The organism is Methylobacterium aerolatum (genome assembly GCF_022179085.1).
GTDB classification, from domain to species: domain Bacteria; phylum Pseudomonadota; class Alphaproteobacteria; order Rhizobiales; family Beijerinckiaceae; genus Methylobacterium; species Methylobacterium aerolatum.
In genome coordinates this window covers 118,841-139,086 of the sequence record NZ_BPQE01000004.1, presented here as the reverse complement: position 1 = coordinate 139,086, position 20,246 = coordinate 118,841, and the positions used below count along the sequence as shown (strand labels likewise).

General features: G+C 70.9%; 17 protein-coding genes and 1 pseudogene. 5 read left to right on the top strand and 13 right to left on the bottom strand.

Annotation, left to right across the window (positions count from 1 at the left end; all coding sequences use genetic code 11):
* Positions 1–15 precede the first annotated feature (15 nt).
* From MFF06_RS03095 to MFF06_RS03075, 5 genes are all read right to left on the bottom strand, one after another.
* On the bottom strand, positions 16–2,307 hold the full coding sequence (locus MFF06_RS03095; protein ID WP_283207239.1) for a primosomal protein N': 2,292 nt from the start codon (positions 2,305–2,307) through the stop codon (positions 16–18).
* A gap of 99 nt (positions 2,308–2,406) precedes the next feature.
* The gene (locus MFF06_RS03090) at positions 2,407–2,685 is read right to left on the bottom strand and encodes a hypothetical protein (RefSeq protein WP_238201541.1); all 279 of its coding nucleotides are present in this window, start codon (positions 2,683–2,685) and stop codon (positions 2,407–2,409) included.
* 140 nt (positions 2,686–2,825) lie between these two features.
* On the bottom strand, positions 2,826–3,974 hold the full coding sequence (locus MFF06_RS03085; protein WP_238201540.1) for an alpha/beta hydrolase: 1,149 nt from the start codon (positions 3,972–3,974) through the stop codon (positions 2,826–2,828).
* Positions 3,975–4,007: 33 nt separating this feature from the next.
* A complete protein-coding gene (locus MFF06_RS03080; RefSeq protein ID WP_238201539.1) occupies positions 4,008–5,285 on the bottom strand; it encodes an App1 family protein phosphatidate phosphatase in 1,278 nt (425 codons plus the stop codon).
* 13 nt (positions 5,286–5,298) lie between these two features.
* A complete protein-coding gene (locus MFF06_RS03075) occupies positions 5,299–5,697 on the bottom strand; it encodes a DUF3775 domain-containing protein (RefSeq protein ID WP_238201538.1) in 399 nt (132 codons plus the stop codon).
* A 263-nt stretch (positions 5,698–5,960) separates the two neighbouring features.
* On the opposite strand from MFF06_RS03075, the gene MFF06_RS03070 reads away from it, so the two are divergent.
* Together MFF06_RS03070 and MFF06_RS03065 are read left to right on the top strand one after the other, a co-directional pair.
* Positions 5,961–7,559, top strand: a complete 1,599-nt coding sequence (locus MFF06_RS03070; protein WP_238201537.1) for a hypothetical protein — start codon at positions 5,961–5,963, stop codon at positions 7,557–7,559.
* A gap of 344 nt (positions 7,560–7,903) precedes the next feature.
* On the top strand, positions 7,904–9,223 hold the full coding sequence (locus MFF06_RS03065) for an HlyC/CorC family transporter (protein WP_238201536.1): 1,320 nt from the start codon (positions 7,904–7,906) through the stop codon (positions 9,221–9,223).
* Positions 9,224–9,237: 14 nt separating this feature from the next.
* Here MFF06_RS03065 and MFF06_RS22770 read toward each other — a convergent pair whose 3' ends face one another.
* The 4 genes and pseudogenes from MFF06_RS22770 to groES all read right to left on the bottom strand — a co-directional run bounded on the left by MFF06_RS22770 (position 9,238) and on the right by groES (position 11,914).
* Positions 9,238–9,534, bottom strand: coding sequence for a type II toxin-antitoxin system RelE/ParE family toxin (locus MFF06_RS22770; RefSeq protein ID WP_370876561.1), 297 nt, complete (start codon positions 9,532–9,534; stop codon positions 9,238–9,240).
* Positions 9,531–9,767, bottom strand: a pseudogene (locus MFF06_RS03060) (type II toxin-antitoxin system ParD family antitoxin); the annotation flags it as partial. The gene MFF06_RS22770 and the pseudogene MFF06_RS03060, both read right to left, overlap by 4 nt.
* A gap of 126 nt (positions 9,768–9,893) precedes the next feature.
* A complete protein-coding gene (groL, locus tag MFF06_RS03055; protein ID WP_238201534.1) occupies positions 9,894–11,534 on the bottom strand; it encodes a chaperonin GroEL in 1,641 nt (546 codons plus the stop codon).
* Positions 11,535–11,623: 89 nt separating this feature from the next.
* Positions 11,624–11,914 (bottom strand): co-chaperone GroES, encoded by a 291-nt coding sequence (gene groES / locus MFF06_RS03050; RefSeq protein ID WP_238201533.1) that lies wholly within the window; start codon positions 11,912–11,914, stop codon positions 11,624–11,626.
* Positions 11,915–12,123: 209 nt separating this feature from the next.
* On the opposite strand from groES, the gene MFF06_RS03045 reads away from it, so the two are divergent.
* Entirely contained in the window at positions 12,124–13,098 is a 975-nt protein-coding gene (locus MFF06_RS03045; protein WP_238201532.1) for a CorA family divalent cation transporter, read from the top strand.
* Positions 13,099–13,341: 243 nt separating this feature from the next.
* Here the strand turns inward: MFF06_RS03045 and pdeM are convergent, their stop codons facing one another.
* Genes pdeM through MFF06_RS03030 form a run of 3 tightly spaced genes read right to left on the bottom strand, consistent with a single transcriptional unit; the run spans position 13,342 to position 17,743 of the window.
* Complete coding sequence (pdeM, locus tag MFF06_RS03040) at positions 13,342–14,055, bottom strand: ligase-associated DNA damage response endonuclease PdeM (RefSeq protein WP_238201531.1); 714 nt, start codon at positions 14,053–14,055, stop codon at positions 13,342–13,344.
* A gap of 53 nt (positions 14,056–14,108) precedes the next feature.
* Entirely contained in the window at positions 14,109–16,790 is a 2,682-nt protein-coding gene (locus tag MFF06_RS03035; RefSeq protein ID WP_238201694.1) for a ligase-associated DNA damage response DEXH box helicase, read from the bottom strand.
* Positions 16,787–17,743 carry an alpha/beta hydrolase gene (locus tag MFF06_RS03030; protein WP_238201530.1) on the bottom strand — a complete coding sequence of 319 codons (957 nt, stop codon included), beginning with the start codon at positions 17,741–17,743 and terminating at the stop codon, positions 16,787–16,789. Before MFF06_RS03030 ends, MFF06_RS03035 begins: the two co-directional genes overlap by 4 nt.
* 199 nt (positions 17,744–17,942) lie before the next feature.
* Here MFF06_RS03030 and MFF06_RS03025 point away from each other — a divergent pair, with 199 nt between their 5' ends.
* Together MFF06_RS03025 and MFF06_RS03020 are read left to right on the top strand one after the other, a co-directional pair.
* Positions 17,943–18,287, top strand: a complete 345-nt coding sequence (locus tag MFF06_RS03025) for a DUF6460 domain-containing protein (protein ID WP_238201529.1) — start codon at positions 17,943–17,945, stop codon at positions 18,285–18,287.
* Between the two features lie 160 nt (positions 18,288–18,447).
* Positions 18,448–19,722 (top strand): MATE family efflux transporter, encoded by a 1,275-nt coding sequence (locus tag MFF06_RS03020; RefSeq protein WP_238201693.1) that lies wholly within the window; start codon positions 18,448–18,450, stop codon positions 19,720–19,722.
* A gap of 9 nt (positions 19,723–19,731) precedes the next feature.
* On the opposite strand, the gene MFF06_RS03015 is transcribed toward MFF06_RS03020, so the two are convergent.
* Complete coding sequence (locus MFF06_RS03015) at positions 19,732–20,043, bottom strand: hypothetical protein (protein ID WP_238201528.1); 312 nt, start codon at positions 20,041–20,043, stop codon at positions 19,732–19,734.
* Between the last annotated feature and the right edge of the window lie 203 nt (positions 20,044–20,246).

Sequence of the window (20,246 nt, the reverse complement as noted above, 5' to 3'; positions counted from 1 at the left end):
ATGGTCTGCGTTCTCCTACAAAAAGCTCTGCGGGTCGACATCGATCGTGAGCTTCACGTTTCCGCGTGGTTTGGGCGCGCGGGCGAACCACTCCCTCAGGTAGGATTGCAGATCGACGTTCCGCTCGGTCTTCACCAGCAGGCGCAGGCGGTGGCGCCCGCGGATCAGAGCCAGCGGCGCCTCGGCGGGGCCGAGCACCATCACGCCCGCCGGCGGGTCGGCCTCCCGCGCCAGGGCCTGCCCGTAGGCTTCGGCCGCCGCCCTGTCGGTGCCCGAGACGATCAGCGCCGCGAGGCGCCCGAAGGGCGGCAGGCCCGCCGCCTCGCGGGCGGCGATCTCCTCCGCATAGAACCGCTCCGCGTCGCCCGAGAGGAGGGCGGCGATGACAGGGTGCTCCGGCTGGTAGGTCTGGACCAGGGCCCGGCCCGGCTTGTCGCCGCGCCCCGCCCGGCCCGTCACCTGCTGGAGCAGCTGGAAGGTCCGCTCGGCCGCGCGGGGATCGCCGGAGGTCAGGCCGATATCGGCATCGAGCACGCCGACGAGGGTCAAAAACGGGAAATTGTGCCCCTTGGCCACGAGCTGCGTGCCGATCACGAGGTCGCATTCGCCCGCCGCCACCGCCTCCAGTTCCTGGCGCAGCCGCTCGCCGCCGCCGGGAAAGTCGCTCGACAGGACGATGATGCGCTTGTCGGGAAACAACCCGGCTGCCTCCTCGGCGATCCGCTCGACGCCGGGGCCGCAGGGGGTGAGGTGGTCGAAGGCGCCGCATTCCGTGCAGGCTTCAGGCCGCCGCTCGGTGTAGCCGCACTGGTGGCAGACCAGCGCGCGGCGGAAGCGGTGCTCCACCAGCCAGGTCGAGCAGTTGCGGCACTGGTAGCGGTGGCCGCAGGCCCGGCACAGGGTCAGCGGCGCGTAGCCCCGGCGGTTCAGGAACAGGAGCGCCTGCTCGCCCTTCTCAAGGGTGTGCTTCACCGCGTTCACCAGCGGCGGGCTGATGAAGCTGCCCTTGACCGGCGGATCGCGCCGCATGTCGATGGCGGCAATGTCGGGCAGGCGCCGCCCGCCGAACCGCTCGGGCAGGACGAGGTGGCCGTAGCGTCCCCGCGCGGCGTTCACGCGGCTCTCGATGGAGGGCGTCGCCGAGGCGAGCACCACCGGGCAGCCCTCCAGGCGCCCGCGCACCACGGCCATGTCGCGGGCATGGTAGTGGACACCGTCCTCCTGCTTGTAGGCGGTCTCGTGCTCCTCATCGACGACGATCAGGCCGAGGCGCGGGAAGGGCAGGAAGAGGGCCGAGCGGGCGCCGACCACCACCTTCGCCTCGCCCGAGGCCACCGCCGCCCGCAGCCGCTCCCGCCGCCGCCCGCCGATCCCCGAATGCCACGCCGCCGGGCGCACGCCGAAGCGGCCGGCGAACCGGTCGAGGAACTGCGCGGTCAGCGCGATCTCGGGCATCAGGATCAGCGCCTGGCGCCCCTCCCGGAGGCAGGCGGCCACCGCCTCGAAGTACACCTCCGTCTTGCCCGAGCCGGTGACGCCCTCCAGAAGCACGGGCTTCGCCGCCCCGGTCTCCGTCGCCTCGCCGAGGCTGGCGGCCAGCGCGGCGGCGGCCTCGGCCTGGATGGCCGAGAGCGGCACGCGGGGATGGTCGGGGTCGGGCTCGGGCGCGACCGGCTCGGGGGCGACGGCCACGGTCTCCAGGGCGCCGTCGTCGATCAGCCCGTCCACCACCGAGAGGGAGACGCCCGCCTCCTTGGCGAGTGCGCTCTTGCCCCGCAGCTCCCCGTCGGCGGCAATGGCGAGCACCTTCGCGCGCGCGGCCGTCGGCCGGGCGGGGGGCTTGCCGGAGGTCTTCACCGCCACGCGGGCGACCTCGGTCCCCGCCGCCTCGTCCGGCAGGCGCAGGACCATGGCGAGCGCCGAGCCCCGGGGCGCCAGGGTATAGCGGGCGATCCAGTCCACGAGGCCGCGCAGGGTGGCGCCGAGGCGGGGCACGTCGAGCACCCCCGTCACCGGCCGCAGGTTCGAGCCGCCCACCGTCTCGGCCACGGTCCAGACGACGCCTACCGTCTCGCGGGGGCCGAGGGGGACCTGCACCACGTCCCCCGCCTCCACGGTCATCCCATGGGGGACGACGTAGCTGTAGGGCGTGTCGATGGCGAGGGGGATCTGGATCTCGGCGACGGTCGGCATTCGGCTGGCGGCGGTGGCGTGTTCCGCGTTTGTACCATAGTTTTCAGAGAGATGTTGGACCGAACCGGACGGTGCCGTGACTTCCCCCCCACCCGCGCGCGGGGGTCGATGCAAGAGAACTCCCTCCTTCGCCTTCAAGGGCGGGATCAGGCGCAATGATCGCGGATCGCAACGATTCCCGAAGGCGGGGGACAGGGGAAGCCCGCGTCGCCCTCACGCCGCCCGGCGGTGCTGCTCCCTGTGCCGGATCACCGCGAAGCGGTGGCGCTGTCCCTCCGCGTCGAGCAATTCGCTGTCCGAACTCTCGCGCCAGACGACCTCGTCGCCGGGGCGGAGCGTGTCGGTGAGCACCGTGCCCCGGACGATGTCGAGGGACAGGCCGGCCCCGTAGCTCATGGCCGTGGCCTCGGTGATCGCCGTGGCGAGGTCGCCCGCGTCCGGGAGGCAGGCGAACAGGACGCCGTCCACGATGGCGAGGGTGTAGGTCTGCATGGCGTCGCTCCGCCAGAAATGGTCCAACCGAAGGTCCAACCGGAAGGGGGCGAACGTAGGAACGTCGGTCCCCGGGAGAAGCGCGTTCTCCGAATTGCTGCGTTGCGGCAGCGTCGGCAACCGTCACGGTCTTGCCGCGATCAGCCTTTGAGCCGCCGGCCGAAGAAGCCCGCCATCTCCGTGAAGACCTCCTTGGTCTCGGGCGAGTCCGGTGCAGCGAGGTACTGGGCGTGGCTCATGCCCTCGAAGACGTGGAGGTCGGCGTCGATCCCGGCGGCCCGCAGCTTCCGGTGGGTCCGCACGGTGTTCGACAGGAACAGGTCCCGCGTGCCCGAGACGAGGAGGGTCGGCGGCAGGCCAGCGAAGTCGCCGTAGATCGGGGAGAGCTGCGGATCCCGCAGGTCGCGGCCGTCGGCGTAGAGCTTGGCGGCGGGGGTCAGGTAGCCCGAATAGCTGACGAGCACGTTGTCGAGCCATTCGTTCGTCTTGTAGGTGTCGCCGGTCTCGGTCATGTCGGACCAGGGCGTGCCGAGGCCCATGGCGGCGGGCAGGGCCAGCTTGTCCTGCTTGGCGCGGAGCATCAGGGCGAGCGTCATCCCGCCCCCGGTGGAGGTGCCGAACACCGCCATCCGGTCCGGCGCCTGCATCCCGAGCATCGCCTTCCAGACCGCAGCGGCGTCGTCCATCGCCGCCGGGTAGGGGGCGTCCGGCGGCATCCGGTAATCGACCGAGACGACCTTGAACCCGCCGATCCCGGCCATCAGCACCGCCTCCAGGGTGCCCGCCTCGCCCGGATTGTAGACGTAGCCGCCGCCGTGGATGTGCAGGAGCAGGCGGTTCCGGTTCGCCTCCGGCAGGGTCCTGGGCTGGATGACGGAGCATTTCACGCCGCCGATCACCGCCGCCTCGCTCGACACGCCGAGGCGGTCGCGCAGGCCGGGCACCGGCGCGGCCGTGAGCGTGGCGAGGCGGTCCACCAACTCCTTCCAGGCGGCGGCATCCGGCGGGTTGGCGTTCCAGGCCGGGGACCGGTAGGGCGCCGCGATCTGCTTGGCCAAGGGCTCGCTCACCGTCGCGACCGGCACCGGAATCTCGCGCCCCGGCACCGTGCGCGGCCCCGGCTTGGCGTTGGCCGCCCCCATCTTCGCGCCGAGCGAGCCGCCGCCCGCTCCCCCCGCGCCGTCCTCCGCCGCGGCGGGCGCCGCGAGGGCGGGCGCGGTCACAAGGCCGAGGGCGGCCATCTTCAGGGCGGCACGCTTCGAGAGATCGGAAGGGGACGGACGACGCATGAAGAGAGACCTCGGCTGGAGTGGGGGAGATCGTCAGGCGGTGGTCGGGTGGACCGGCGCGACCGGGTCCTGCGGGGCGACGACGACGGTCGCCGGGATCGTCCCCTCGCGGGTGAAGGCGGCCATCACGTCGGGGGCGAGGTCGAGGTCCCCGGCGGCGGCGGGCGGCGTGATGCGCACCGTCTCGGGCTGGACCACGGCCGATTCGCCCGCCTCGCGCTCCTGCGAGACCTCGGCGACGGCCGCTTCGGCGATGAGGCCGATCTCGGCAGCATGGGCGGCGATGGCGGTGCTGTCTGCGGCCAGCACGAGGCTCGATCCGGCGGCGGCCACCGCGCCGGCGAGGCGGGCGATCTCTTCGACCCGCGTCCGCCCCTTGGACACGTTGCGGATGTAGACCGCCCGCACCCGGCCGGGATGGGCGGCGACGATGGCCGCGTAGACCTCGGGGTCGTGCTGGCCGCTGTCGCCGATCAGCACGAAGGGCTGGGTGCGATAGATCTCCAGCATATGCCCGATCAGCGACTGCTTGTGGTCCGTGGCCCGCCGGGGCAGGGGATGGGTCCAGGACAGGCCCCATTCCCGCAGGAACAGCACCGGCCCGGCGGGAATCCCGTGCCGCTGAAAGAATTCCGTCAGCATCTCGTAGAGGCCCCAGGGCGCCCGCGAGACGTAGAGCATCGGGTTGGAATCCGCCCCGCCGGGTCCCGCGTGGAGGGCCCGGTAGAGGGCGGCGACACCGGGGAAGGCGACGCGGCTCTCGGCATCCTCGACGAACAGGCGCCAGAGCATCGTGAGCTTGTTGGCGACGCCCGTGCGCATCACCGTGTCGTCGATGTCGCTGATGACGACGTAGCCACCCTCGGCCGGGGGGATGAAGACCGCGCCGGTGGCGGCGATGGGCGGGTCGGCGGCGAGGGTCAGCGCCACCTCGTGCCAGGGGCCGTCACCCTGGGGAACGGCGCGGGGAGCGAGATGGATGCGGAAATACCCGTCCGAGTCGGTGACGACCTCCGTTTCGGCTCCGCCGAACCGGGCGAGGATTTTTGCCCCCGCGATGGTGCGCCGGCTGATGCGGCGGCGGACATCTCGCCACTGCGCCCGCCAGGAGTCGGGATCCTCGCCCGGAACGCCCGGCGATTGCCGGAAGACGCGGCCGATCAGGAAGATCTCCTCCGCCGAACCGTAGCCGCGATAGGGCTCGATGACGAGGCCGCCCGGCCCGCGCCCGCCGGCGCCCTGGGCGCGCCGGACGGGGCGCGTGACGACCCGCAGCGCCTTGCGCGCGGCCCGGCCGGTGCGGGTCGGCATCGTTCCCCGGACCTCAGGCTTGGGGGAGGTCCGGGGTCAGTCCCAAGGCGTCGAGCCCCTCCTCCAGGAGGTCGCCCGCATCGGGGGTGCGCAGGAGTTCCTTCACGGCGCCCTCGCCGGCGGCCTCGCGCTCCCGCGCGAACTTCACCGCCTCGTCCCATTCCTCCGGCTCCATGTCGCCGCGCCCGACATAGAGGAGCGCCAGCAGTTCCGCCCGGGAATCGTCGTCGAGCCCGGCGATCATGCCGCGCACCTCGGATTCCGTGGCGTCGTCGGTGCCGGAGACGAGGACGTCGGTGGCGCCGTCGTCGATGGGGTTCGATCCCGAATCCGGGTCGGTGGCGCCTTCCTTCACCTCGATCGCGCGCAGGCGGATAACGATGTCGGAAACGGTGTCTGCGGCGATGTCCATACTCGTCTCCTCGAAGCGGACGCGAAACACGAAACGATGGTGGCGGCGGTGACGGCCACGGCTCGCGGGGCTGGCCCCACGGGGCCGACCGGGCCGGGACGGCCCCGAACCGCCTGCGCCGCGACAACGGGCGAGGCCGCGACGGGTTCGCCGGCTCCGGACGATTCGCGGATCCGCCCGCCCGCGGCGATATCCCCGGAAGATTGCGGGGCTCGCGCGGACAAGCGGAACGATATCGCGGCGTCCGGGCTTGCGGTTGGCCGATGTCGACCTCACCCGCCACCCGCTGCGCCACTCCCCTGCCGGGCGCCGCCCCGCGCCGCCGATGTCCCGCGCCGTGGCCGCTCCCCCGTGCCGGCCTTGCGGGGCTGGCGGCCCTCCTCGCGGTGGGGGTCGGCGGTCCGGCGGCGGCGCGTCCGGGATCGGACGGCCTCGCGCCGAGCTGCTTCCGCACCGGCGGGGGAACCCTCGAGATCTGCCGGGACGGGAGCGGGGCCGAGGGCGTGCTCGCCGCGCCGCGCGCCTGCGCCTTCGTGCGGGGCGCCCAGCTCCTCCACTTGGCCCGGAGCAATCCCCCCGGCTCGGTCGTGTCGGTCTACCAGGGCGAGAGCCCGGTCTCCGGCCGCGGCCGGGAGGATGCCTGCCCCGAGCGGCGGGCCACCGACAGCCGCGACGGCGGCACCCTGCGCACCGGCCGCAATCCCGAACAGCTCGCGATGATCCTGGCCGAGGCCGAGGCGCGCTTCGGCATCAGCCTGCCCGAACGGCGCCCCGAGGGGCGCGGGCGGCGAGGGCGGCGCGACGTGCCGGAGGCGGCCGGAGCCGCCGTCGTCCGCGAGGGGATCGGCCCCCGCTCGCCCATCGCCATCTCCGGGCGGGATTGGGCGGGCGAGGCGTACTTCTACGTCTTCATGCTCGGCCAGGAGGCGGCGCCGTCCACCGTGCCGGGCCCGGCCGTCGCGCCGCAGCCGGAGGAGCCGTCGCGCCGCCGCCGGTCCCGCCGCCGGGAAGAGCCCCCCGCCGAAGAGGGACTGCGCCGCCGGATCCAGATCGAGGCCCGGACCCTCGACTTCGTGTCCTTCGAGATCAGGACCCGCGCCGAGGACGGCAACGGCTTCGCCTGGACGCCGGTCGGCGGCGAGGGCAGGGGCCGCCGCCGGGAGCCGCTGGTGCCCGCGCCGGTCATGGACGAGGGGGGCCAGCCGCTCGCCTCGGCCTGCGCGGCCGCCCCCTTCGACACGGCGGGGCTCGACGGCTCGATCAGCGTCGTCGATCGCACCTACCACTACGTGTACACCGACGTGCTGCCCGAGGATTGCGGCCTTCCGCCCGAGCGGCGCCGCATGGGCCTCTACCTCCGCACCTCAAAGGATCTCGCCGCGGAACGGGTGTGGTCGGCGCCCCGCCGCCTCGGGGGCGTGCTGCCGCCGGGCAGCCTCGTGCGGGCTGCCCGCGCGCGGGACGCCCAGAGCTGGGCCGTCGCCTACACCTGCTACCGGCCGGCCAACGCACCCGGCGGGCCCGTGGCGGACATCTGCCTGCAATATACGGCCGATCTCGATCCGGCCGGGATCGGGTCACTGACCCTGTTCTCGGAACCGGTCGAGGCCGCGCGGTCGAACACCTATCTCGGCCTCAGCTCCGGCGGCGACGGGGCCGGGCGGTTCGACCGCAGCAGTCATTTCTGGATGACCGACGCCTTCGGCAACCTCGACGTCCCTGCGAGCTATGCCGGCAGGTCGGGCGTTCTCACCTGGGTGGACCGCCTCGCCCCCGGCCCCGGCGGTGGCACGGGCTCCCGGATCTACGGCCGCCCGGCCTACTGGGCGACGTGGACGGCGCGGCGGCTGGGAAGCCCCTAGTGCAGTGACGCACTCACTTCGTTCATGCGTGTCTGCACGCGCTCATTGTTTTTGCATCAATTTTTCCAGTCTCGGCTGATGCCTTGCCTGAGGAAAATGAAGTAAAAACAAACGCTTGTGGCAGGGCGCATGAACGAAGTGAGTGCGTCGCTGCAACGAGGCGTGTGACGGATTCCCCCGGTGGACGGCTCCGCTGCCCATGCAGGGGACGGCGCGCCTGAGACGCCGCGGGCAGCGTAGGACGGGTTCCGGCAGGCTCCCCCAACAGCCGCATGCGCCTGCGGCGCGGCGGCGCTATAGAGGCTGACGCGGCGCCTCCTTCCGGGCCGCATCAGATCCGGCCCATGGACACGCATACCGACCTCTGGTTCGCCGCGAGCATCGTGCTGATCTCGCTGGTGCTCTCGGCCTTCTTCGCGGGCGCAGAGACCGCCTTCACGGCCGCCTCGCGGGCGCGGATGCACGCCCTCGAACAGGGGGGCGATTCACGGGCCAGCATCGTCAACCGCATCCTCGCGATCCGCGAGCGGTTCATCGGCGCGATGCTGATCGGCTACAACATCGTGGCCATCGGCGCCTCGGCCTTCACCACGAGTGTGCTGACGGCCCTCTTCGGCAAGAGCGGCGTGATCTACGCGACCGTCGGCATGTCGGTGCTGGTCATCGTCTTCGCGGAGGTGCTGCCGAAGACGCTGGCCATCTCCAACCCGGACAAGATCGCCCTGCTGATCGCCCGGCCCGTCGCCTTCGCCGTGGCCCTGATGGGACCGCCGGCACTCGCCATTGAGCAACTGGTGCGGGTGATGCTGAAGCCCTTCGGCGTCACCATCGGCGAGCACCAGTCCATCCTCACCGCCGCCGAGGAGATCCGCGGGCAGGTGGCGCTCCTGCACCGGGAGGGCGGGGTGGAGCGGGCCGAGCGCGATATGCTCGGCGGCCTCCTCGACCTGTCGAACCTCACCGTCTCGGAAGTCATGGTCCACCGCACCAAGATGCGGGCGATCGATGCCGACATGTCGTCCGAGGAGATCGTGCGGGCGGTCCTGGCCTCGCCCTACACCCGCATGCCGCTCTGGCGGGGCACGCCGGAGAACATCATCGGCGTGCTCCACGCCAAGGACCTGCTCCGCGCCCTCGACGCGGCGGGCGGCGACGCCTCCGGCCTCAAGGTCGAGGCGCTGGCGCTGGAGACGTGGTTCATCCCCGGGACCACGAGCCTCAGGGCTCAGCTCAAGGCGTTCCTCTCGAAGAAGACCCACTTCGCCCTCGTCGTGGACGAGTACGGCGAGGTGATGGGCCTCGTGACGCTGGAGGACATCCTGGAGGAGATCGTGGGCGACATCGCCGACGAGCACGACGTGACGGTCTCCGGCGTGCGCATCCAGGGGGACGGCTCGGTGAACGTCGATGGCGGCGTGCCGATCCGCGACCTGAACCGCGCCATGGACTGGCACCTGCCCGACGACGAGGCCACCACCATCGCCGGCCTCGTGATCCACGAGGCCCGCACCATCCCCGACCAGGGCACCGCCTTCAACTTCCATGGCTTCCGCTTCAAGGTGCTGCGGAAGGCCAAGAACCGGATCACGGTGTTGAAGATCGTGCCGCTGTCGGGCGTGGCTCAGGCGGCAATGCCCGTTGCCGAGGATCGCGGGACGGCGTGACCGAGCACGGCGTGTCAGAGAGGGCGGCCCGGATCCATCCGCCCATGGAGGACGCGAACGATCTCGATGTGCAGGTCGTCTGGCCGGCGATAATAGACGATGTGCGATCCGACCGAGTGTAGGAGGTAACCCTGTCGAAGGTCGTCCGCGTTGCGGCCGACCTTGAAACCGCCGGCAAGATCGCGGAAGGCGCCGTCGAGGCGCCGAACAGACGTCTCAGCTTGGGTCGGGCCCCCGGTGCGTACCGAGGATATCCAAATCTCATCGAGGTCGCGGCGCGCCCTTGGGGTGAGAGTATAGCGGCCACTCACTGCCGGTCGTCGTCTTTGCTCTGCAAGAACTCCTCGACGTCGAACGGTTGGGCAGGACCGCTCTCCTCTCCCTCGATCAGCGCCGCGCGAAGCCCCGCGAGTTTGGCCTCGTGCTCTTCGAGAAGCCGCAGGCCCGCGCGCACGACATCGCTGGCAGAGCCATAACGTCCTCCCTGGACCTGCCTCTCGATGAAGCGCAAGAAATGGTCGTTGAGGGCAATCGAGGTGTTGCGTCCCCCGTCACGCCCTCCGGCCGCCGGTGTACCAAATCCTGGTAAAAGTGCCGCCGCGACGCCCAAAAGAAAAGGGGCCGCCTTTCGGCGACCCCCTTCCTTCCGTCCGTGACGGGTGGCGTGGACTTAGAAGTCCATGCCGCCCATGCCGCCGCCCGGCATCGCCGGAGCGGGGCTGTCCTTCTTCGGCGCGTCAGCGACCATGGCCTCCGTCGTCACCAGCAGGCCGGCCACCGAGGCGGCGTCCTGCAGGGCGGTGCGGACGACCTTGGCCGGATCGACGATGCCGGCCTGGATCATGTCGACGTACTCTTCGGTCTGGGCGTTGAAGCCGAAGGTCTCGGAGTCCGTCTTGTCGGTGATCTTGCCGACCACGATCGAGCCCTCGACGCCCGCGTTCTGGGCGATCTGGCGGATCGGGGCCTCAAGGGCCTTGAGGACGATCTTGATGCCGGCCTGGACGTCCGGGATGTCGGACTTCAGCTCGGAAACCGCCTTCTTGGCGCGGAGCAGCGCGGTGCCGCCGCCGGGGACGATGCCCTCTTCCACTGCAGCGCGGGTGGCGTTGAGCGCGTCGTCGACGCGGTCCTTCTTCTCCTTCACCTCGACCTCGGTCGCGCCGCCGACGCGGATCACCGCGACGCCGCCCGCGAGCTTGGCCAGACGCTCCTGGAGCTTCTCGCGGTCGTAGTCCGAGGTGGTCTCCTCGATCTGCGCCTTGATCTGGCTGATGCGACCCTCGATGTCGGACTTCTCGCCGACGCCGTCGATGATCGTGGTGTTCTCCTTCTCGATGCGGACGCGCTTGGCGCGGCCGAGCATCGGGAGCGAGACGTTCTCGAGCTTGATGCCGAGATCCTCGGCGATCATCTGGCCCTTGGTGAGGATCGCGATGTCCTCAAGCATCGCCTTGCGGCGATCACCGAAGCCCGGCGCCTTGACGGCCGCGACCTTCAGGCCGCCGCGGAGCTTGTTCACGACGAGCGTGGCAAGCGCCTCGCCCTCGATGTCCTCGGCGATGATCAGGAGCGGCTTGCCGGTCTGCACCACGGCCTCGAGGACCGGGAGCATCGCCTGGAGCGAGGAGAGCTTCTTCTCGTGGATGAGGATGTAGGGATCCTCGAGCTCGGCGACCATCTTCTCCGCGTTCGTGATGAAGTACGGGGACAGGTAGCCGCGGTCGAACTGCATACCCTCGACGACGTCCAGCTCGGTCTCGGCGGTCTTGGCCTCCTCGACGGTGATGACGCCCTCGTTGCCCACCTTCTGCATGGCGTGGGCGATCATCTCGCCGATCTCCTTGTCGCCGTTGGCGGAGATCGTGCCGACCTGGGCGACCTCGTCGGAGGTCGAGACCTTCTTGGCGCGGGCGGTGATGTCCTTCACCGCGGCGGCGGTGGCGAGGTCGATGCCGCGCTTCAGGTCCATCGGGTTGATGCCGGCGGCCACGTACTTGGCGCCCTCGCGGACGATGGCCTGGGCCAGCACGGTCGCGGTGGTGGTGCCGTCACCGGCGATGTCGTTGGTCTTCGAGGCCACTTCGCGCACCATCTGGGCGCCCATGTTCTCGAAGCGGTCGGCGAGCTCGATCTCCTTGGCGACCGTCACACCGTCCTTGGTGATGCGCGGGGCGCCGAAGCTCTTCTCGATGACGACGTTGCGGCCCTTCGGGCCGAGGGTCACCTTGACGGCGTCCGCGAGGATGTCGACGCCGCGAAGCATCTTGTCGCGGGCGTCGGCGGAGAAACGAACGTCTTTCGCTGCCATGTCCTAAACTCTTTCGATTGGAGGTTGCGCTTCGGAGCCGTATTCGGCCTCACGAAGCCAAAAGCCTGTGAAGGTCGGCCGAGCCGTGATCAGACGTTGACCACGCCCATGATGTCCGACTCCTTCATGATGAGGAGATCTTCACCGTCTATCTTGACCTCGGTGCCGGACCACTTGCCGAACAGCACGCGGTCGCCGGCCTTGACGTCGAGCGGGTTGACCCGGCCGGTCTCGTCGCGGGCGCCGGATCCGACGGCGATGATCTCGCCCTCCTGCGGCTTCTCCTTGGCGGAATCGGGAATGATGATCCCGCCCTTCGTCCTCTCTTCGCTCTCGATGCGGCGGACGACCACGCGGTCGTGCAGCGGACGGAACTTCATGAGCAGCCCTCTTGCTTCAGGTCTGGAGATGGCGTTGATGCGGCCTAGCCGACCACACGCACTCTCGCTGGTAGCACCTCTGTTAGCACTCTCGCCTGACGAGTGCTAACACGAGGAGGCAGATAGCCATCGTGGGTTTTCGAGTCAAGACTGTCGCACCCCGCTCCCCCCCCTCTCAGGCGCGGCGCCTTTCCACGGATTCTCCCTTCATGGCGATCTCCACCGGATCCTCGGCATCCGCCAGCGATGCGCCTGCGCGGGGCGCTGGTGTCTGGTTCGATCTGCTGGATCCCTCGGCGGAGACCGTGGCGGACGTCGAGGCGCGGACGGGCCTGCGCGTCCCCTCCCGGGCGGCGCTCTCCGAGGTCGAGTCGTCGAGCCGCCTGCGCCGGGTGAAGACCGGGCTGTCGCTCTCGACTCCGATGATCACCTTCGAGCGAGCGGACTCCCAGCTCCTGCCGCTGGGCTTCATGCTCACGAAGGATCACCTCGTCACCATCCGCTTCCACGATCTGCGTGCGTTCGATCATGCCCGGACGCGCATCGACGACGGGGAGGGGGGTGACCCCGGCGAAATCCTGCTGGTGATCCTGGAGGAATTGGTCGACAGCCTCGCCGACGCCCTGGAGGAGATGGCGGCCGACCTCGACTCCCTGTCGAGCCGCATCTTCGATTTCGACGTACGCGGCCCCCATGCCCGCCGGATGGAGGACCCTCCGCCCCGCCGCCGGGATCTCGCGCTGCGCCGGATCCTGCGGGGAATCAGCCGCCGGGGGAAGGTGCTCGGCAAGGTGCGGGCAAGCCTGCTCGGCCTGGAGCGGATCGTTCCCTTCGTGGCGAGCGCCTGCGAGGGGTTGGAACTGGCCGACGACGGCCGCTACGAGACGTTGAAGCGGGACATCGAGTCCCTCGACGAGTTCGAGACGCGGCTCGCCGAGAACGTGCAGTTCCTCCTCGACGCGGCGCTGGGCCTCATCAACATCGAGCAAAACAACGTCTTCCGGGTCCTCACCGTTGTCTCGGTGGTGGGCGTCCCGCCGACGCTGATCGCCTCGATGTACGGCATGAACTTCAAATACATGCCGGAACTGGAATGGACCTACGGCTACCCTTACGCCCTCGGTCTCATCCTGATCAGCGCGATCATTCCGATCGTGTACTTCAGGATCCGCGGCTGGTTCTGACGCCCCCTCCGTCCTTGCGAGCGGAGCGAAGCAATCCAGGGGTGCGCCACGATCGGAAACGGCCCGCCACCCTGGATTGCTTCGCTCCGCTCGCAATGACGTGGAGGTCGTGACGGGCCGCCACGATCTTTCCGGCCAGCCTCTCAGGACGAGGTGATTTGGGGGAAGAGGGTATTCTCGGTCAGGCTCCCGGAGGCCCGCTGCGATACACGGAAGCGCTCCGCTCGCAACGACGGGCGCGCATCAATCCCTGGCGAGTTGCGCCCGGCCGATCGTGAACACGCGCCCGTCCCCGAGGAGATAGGCGGTGAAGCCCTTGGGGAAGGCCGCGTCGAAGGCCTTGTCACGGACGTTGAGCCCGCCGGCATAGGCGCCGAAGGCCGGCATGATCAGGCGGTGACCGTCGGTGACGAAGCAGCGGCGGCGGACGGCGCGGCCCCGCATCGCGACCTTTCCGCAGGGATGGAGGTGGCCGGAAATCTCGCCCGGCGCCGGGTCGGCACCCGGTTCGTGGCGCAGGAGGAGGCCGCCGAGGGTCAACGCCTCGGCGTAGCGTCCACCGACGCCGTCCTGCACGGCGGCATCGTGGTTCCCCGCGATCCAGACCCAGTCGCGCCCCTCCTGCAGGGCGGCGATCATCGCCCGGTCGCCGGGCTCCATCCGCTCGGGCCCCCTCGCGTCGTGGAAGGAATCGCCCAGCGCGACGACGCGGGCGGGATCGTGCCGGATGATCGCCTCGTGCAGGCAGGCCAGGGTCTCTCGGGTGTCGTAGGGCGGCAGGAACTGGCCGGACCGGGCGGCGAAGGACGAACCCTTCTCCAGGTGCAGATCGGAGACGATCAGCGTGCGGTGGGCCTCGATCCAGAGGCCGCCGCAGAGGTCGAGGGTGAGCACTTCCCCTGCGAGCGTGAGCGTCGGGTGCTTCTGGGTCTTCTCGAGTCGGAGTCCGGCCGCCACCAGGGCATCCTCTATCGCGTCGGGGGAGGGCGAACCGTCGCGCGGGCCTCGGCTCAAGCCAGGGCCTCCTGAAGAAGCTCCGCCTCCGCCTCGGCGAGAATCTCGTCCGCCCCCTCGCCGTAGACCCGCTCGCGGCCGATCTCCAGCATGACGGAGACCGACAGGGGCGACACCCGGTCGAGGGCGCGATGGATGATTCGCCCCTGGATGCGCTCTAGCATCATGCCGAGGCGGCGCACGTCGAGGAGTCCGGTTGCCGCATCCTGCCGCGCGGCGGCCAGCAGCAAGTGGTCGGGCTCGTGCTTGCGCAGCACGTCGAAGATCAGGTCCGTCGAGATCGTGACCTGCCGCCCGGTCTTCTTCAGGCCGGGGTGGTGGCGCTCGATCAGCCCGGCGATCACGGCGCATTGCCGGAAGGTGCGCTTCATCATCGCCGACTCATCGAGCCACGCCTCGAGGTCGTCGCCCAGCATGTCCTCGCCGAACAGCCCGGCCATGAAATCCGGATCGAAGGCCGCCCGCTCGGAGATGTCCTTCGTCATCCAGATGGCGATGCCGTAATCGTTGGCCGCGAAGCCGAGCGGCCTCAGGCCCGCGCGCTCCAGGCGGCGCGTCAGCAGCATCCCGAGCGTCTGGTGGGCGAGCCGCCCCTCGAAGGGGAAGGCGGTGAGGTAGTGGCGCTTGCCCCGCGGGAAGGTCTCGACCAGCAGGTCGCGCTCGCCCGGCAGGACCGAGCGGCGGCGCTGCTGCACGAGGTAGTCGCCGATGGATGCCGGAAGCCGGTCCCACTCGAACGGGTCGGCGATGATCGCCCGCACCCGCGCGGCGAGAAACGTCGAGAGCGGGAACTTGGAACCGGCATAGGAGGGGATTGCCGGGTCCGTGCCCGGCGGGGCGCGGGTGACGAGGGCCTCGTCCTCGGCGAGCCCCTCGAAGCGCAGGGTCTCGCCCGCGAACAGGAAGGTGTCACCCACGGTCAGGGTGTCGGCGAACTCGTCCTCGATCTCACCGAGGACCCGGCCGGTCTTCGGCAGCACCGTGCCGGGCTTGTTCCGCAGGCTGCGGCCGAGGCGCACCTTCACGCGTGCCGCCTCGACGATGGTGCCGACATTCATTCGGTAGGCCTGCGCGGTGCGGGCGTCGCGCACCCGCCAAAGCCCGTCCGGTCCCCGCAGGATCTTGGCGAAGCGCTCGTAGGCGCGCAGCGCGTAGCCGCCCGTCGCCACGTAATCCACGACCTGCTCGAACCGCTCCCAGGTCAGTCCCGCATAGGGCGAGGCCGAGACGATCTCGTCGTAGAGGTCGGCCGCGTCGAAGGCGTCGGCGCAGGCCATGCCCAGCACGTGCTGGGCCAGCACGTCGAGGGCGCCGGTGCGGGCGTCGGGCGTATCCTGGGCCGCCTCCTCCACAGCGTCGAGGGCGGCTTGGCACTCCAGCATCTCGAACCGGTTGCCGGGGACGAGGTAGGCCTTGGACGGCTCGTCCATCCGGTGGTTGGCGCGGCCGATGCGCTGCATGATCCGGCTCGCGCCCTTGGGCGCGCCGACATTCACGACGAGATCGACATCGCCCCAGTCGATGCCGAGATCGAGCGTCGCGGTGCAGACGATGGCCCGCAGGCCGCCCCCCGCCATCGCCGCCTCCACCCGCCGCCGCTGGGCGGCGTCGAGGGAGCCGTGGTGGATCGCGATGGGCAGCGTCTCCTCGTTGAGGCGCCACAACTCCTGGAAGGTGTACTCCGCCTGGAGCCTCGTGTTGACGAAGACAAGGGTCGTCCGGTGTTGCTTGATGAGGTCGTAGATCGCCTCCATCGAGTGCCACGCGGTGTGGCCGGAGATCGGCAGGGGCCGCCCGAGATCGAGCATCCGCAGGTCGGCCCGGGCACCGCCGGCGACGACCACGAGGTCGGCCATGGCCACGCCCTCCCTCCCCCCTCTGCGGGGGAGGGTACCCTGCGCAGCAGGGGGGGAGAGGGGAGCGACGGTCCCGGAGTTGTTACCCGAGGCGTCACGTCCTGAATCGTTGCTCCCCTCTCCCGACCCCCTCCGGGGGCCACCCTCCCCCGCAAAGGGGGGAGGGAGAGGCGGTTCTGTCTGCGCCACCAAATACTTCCGCAACTCGTCCGGTTCCCGCACCGTCGCGGACAGGCCGATCGACACGAGCCCCGGGCTCAGCCGGCGCAGACGCGCGAGGGCCAAGGACAAGAGGTCCCCCCGCTTCGAGGTGACCAGCGCGTGCAACTCGTCGAGGATCACGCATTGGAGGTTGGCGAACAGGTCCGCCGCCTCGCGATGGGCGATCAGCAGGGAGAGTTGCTCCGGCGTGGTGAGCAGGATGTCGGGCGGGCGGCTGACCTGCCGGGTGCGCTTGTGGGACGGCGTGTCGCCCGTGCGGGTCTCGACGCGGATGGGCAGGCCCATCCCGTCGATCGGCGCTTCGAGGTTGCGGGCGATGTCGACGGCCAGCGCCTTGAGCGGAGACACGTAGAGCGTGTGGAGACCCGCCCCCTTCACGGGCCGCGCGCCCCGCTCGGACAGTGCCACGAGGCTCGGCAGGAACCCCGCCAGCGTCTTGCCCGCGCCGGTGGGCGCCACGAGCAGCGCCGAGCGGCCTCCGCGCACGAGGCGCAGGAGATCGAGCTGGTGGGGCCGTGGCGCCCAGCCGCGCGCGGCGAACCACGCCCGGAAGGCCGGGGGCAGATCCCCCGCCGACGTGCCCTTCGCCCGCCTGCTCAGGCGAGGGCCATGAGGAAGCGGTCGATCAGTTCGAGGGCGCGCTCGCTCATGGCGCCGGGGTAGCGCACGAAGACGTGGCACCCGCCCGGATAGATCGCCGTGTGGCCGCCGTTGCCGGCCGCCGCCCAGCGGGCGGACATGTAGAGCGTGTCGTCGAGGAGGGGGTCGCAGGTGCCTACCGTGAACAGGGCCGGGGGCAGGCCCTTGAGGTCGGCGTAGATCGGCGACACGTCCGGCCGCCGCCGGTCGATGCCCTCGCGGACGTAGCCGTCGGCGAAGCGGGTCAGGTCCTCGGTGTTCACCACCAGGCGCTCCGAACCCCAGTTGCGGACGGACGGGGTGAGGCCGAGGTCGAAGAACCCGGCATTCAGGTTGGCGCCGCGGAAGGCGCGGCCGAGGCCCTGCCTGTCGCGAAGGCGCAGCAGCACCATCACCGCGAGGTGGGCGCCGACCGACTCGCCGCCGATGGTGAGGGCGTTGACGCCGAACTCCGCCCGGCCCGGACCGGCGAGCCACACGGCCGCCGCCTCGCAATCGAGGAGCGCGGCCGGGTAGGGGTGCTCGGGGGCGAGCCGGTACTCCACGGAAAGCACGATGAAGCCGCAGGTGTCGGCGACGCGCTCCAGCCACGGGTCCTGCTCGTCGGCAGACCCCCAGATCCAGCCGCCCCGGTGGATGTGGAGGTATGCGCCGCGCAGCCTCACCCCGGCCTTGGGCCGGATGCAGCGCAGGCGCAGGGGGCCGGCCGGCCCCTCAATCGTGAGCCATTCCGCCCGCGCCGAGCGCGGCATGGCTGGGGAGGCCTGCGTGCCGGCCTGGCGGCGGGCGCGCACCTCCGCGATGGGCAGCGACCAGGGGTCGGCCTGCGCGGCGTGGGCGGCGACGATCTCGGCGTTGAGCCGCTTGGTCTCGGGATCGATCGTCGCCGGATCGAAGAGGGCGTGGTCGATCATGCTCTCGTCTCGGTCGGCCGGCGTGATCCCGGCTGCGATTCCCGCATCTTGGCGTGCCCCGTCATGCTTGCCATCTGAGGGATGGCGGTAAAATCCGCGAGGGTCGCGGTTGTTGCAGGCTTTCGGCCGGGTGTGGTGCGCCGGCCACGGTTATGCCCGGTTCGCGGGCGATGCAAAGGCGCCAGCTGAGAAGAAGACGATGCTCCTCGACCATGACCGCCGCCGTGCCGGAGCCGAGCCCGGCGAGACGCCCTACGCCGCCTACCAGGCGCCACGGGGATCCTCGGCGCTCCGCCGGTTCCTCGGCGGATCGCCCGCCGGCGTATTCGTGCGCCTGCTGTTCCTCTCGGTGCTGGTCGGCGCCTTCATGTCGATGCTCGGGGTCACGCCGGGCCTGCTGTTCTGGCGGGTCGTCGATTCGGTCCAGGATCTCGTCCACCTCGCGGCCACCCAGTTGCACGACGTCACCGGCTGGATCGTGGCCGGCGCCGTCGTCGTCGTGCCGCTCTGGTTGATCGCCCGGCTCTTCGCCGTCTCCCGTTGAGAAGCCGGCGTCCCGTGCGCCAACGCACGGACGCCCGAGAGGATGCGGCGGGAATTCGCCTTCGGCGCGGTCCCGCGCCGGGGAGACCCTTGTCGCCGCCGTGACCGTCTCGACCACCCTCCCCACCGGCCACCGCCGCGTCCTCACGCTGGCGCTGCCGATGACGCTGGCCAACGTGACGACGCCGCTCCTCGGCTTCGTCGGGGCGGCGGTGATCGGGCGGCTCGGCGACGCGGCGCTGCTCGGCGCCATCGCGCTCGGCGCCGTCGTCTTCGATGCGCTGTTCTGGTCCTTCGGCTCCCTGCGCATGGCGACGGCGGGGCTGACCGCGCAGGCGGTGGGCGCGGGCGATACCGCCGAGACGGACCGGACGCTCGCAAGGGCTCTCGCCGCGGGAGGGCTGGCGGGGCTGATCATCGTGCTGCTGCAATGGCCGATCGGGCAGGCAGCCTTCGCGGTCAGCGGCGCGAGCCCGGCGGTGCAGGCGGCGCTGGCCAGCTACTTCGTCATCCGCATCCTCTCCGCCCCCTTCGTGCTGGCGAACTACGCCCTGCTCGGCTCGATCCTCGGCCGGGGACGGACGGATCTCGGCCTTGTGATCCAGGTGGCGATCAACCTGATCAACATCGCGCTCACCCTCGCGCTGGTGCTCGGCGCGGATCTCGGCATCGCCGGGGCGGCCCTGGCGGCGTTGGGCGCGGAGGCGGCCGGGCTGGTGCTGGGGCTGTTCGTGGTGACGCGCCTCGGCTCCCGGCCGTTCCGGGTGCCGCTGGCCGAGATCCGCGACGGGGCGGCCCTGCGCCGGACGCTCAGCGTCAATCTCGACGTGATCGTGCGGACGCTCGCCATCATCGCCGCCATCGTCCTGTTCTCGGCGCTGGGGGCCCGGCAGGGCGACGTGACGCTGGCGGCCAACGCCGTGCTGTGGAATCTCTTCATGATCGGCGGCTTCTTCCTCGACGGGTTCGCCACCGCCGCCGAGACCCTGTGCGGGCAGGCGGTGGGCGCCCGGGACGCCGCCGCCTTCAGGGCGTCGGCGTCCTTGAGCCTGCGCTGGTGCCTCGGCTTCGGCCTCGTCGTCAGCCTTCTGGCGCTCGCCGGGGGCGGGACCTTCATCGACCTCGTGACGACGAACGCCGCGGTCCGGGAGGCGGCGCGGGCGACCCTGCCGCTCGCCGCGCTCGCGCCGGTCACGGCCGCGGCGGCCTTCGCCTATGACGGCATCTTCATCGGCGCGACCTGGACGCGGGCGATGCGCAACCTCATGCTGCTGGCCTTCGCCGTCTTCGCGGCCGCCCTCGGGATCGTCGAGGTGATGGGCCTCGGCAATCCGGGGCTCTGGATCGCCTTCCTGGTCTTCCTCGGCGCCAGGGGCATGAGCCAGGGAGTCGCCTTCCCCGGCCTCGTCAGGCGGACCTTTCCCGCCTCCGCCTGAACCCGGCCGTCAGCGCGGGTCCTTCCAGGCCGTCGCCGTGGGGGCGGCCCGGGGGATCGTTGCCTCGGCGCGGCGCTGGGGGAAGCGGCGTCCGGTGGCGTAGTGGCGGCTCCGGCGGACGTGGCGGCGCCCGCCGCGCTCGGAATTGTGGCCGATCACGCCGCCGATCACCGCACCGGCCACGGCGCCGATCGGGCCGCCGACCACCGCGCCCGCGACCGCGCCCGACCCGACGCCCAGCGTCGTCGCGCTCTGCGCCACGGCGGCCTGCGGCAGGCCGAGGCCGCCGACGAGGGCGAGGGCCGCAAGAATCCGTCTCATCAGTTCGTCCACGTTCCAAACGATACGGTGCGCCTTGAATCGCGCGACCGTGACCAAAGCACGGCAGTGTTCGCTTCGCCGGGTGGTGTCAAACCTCGGCCGTTCTCAATCCCGTGGTCGAAAGGCGGATGGCACGGCCGTGCCCATCGTCTAGTGTGCGCTGCAACGCGGCCGGACCGGAGGGTCGCGACGAGAGGGAAGGC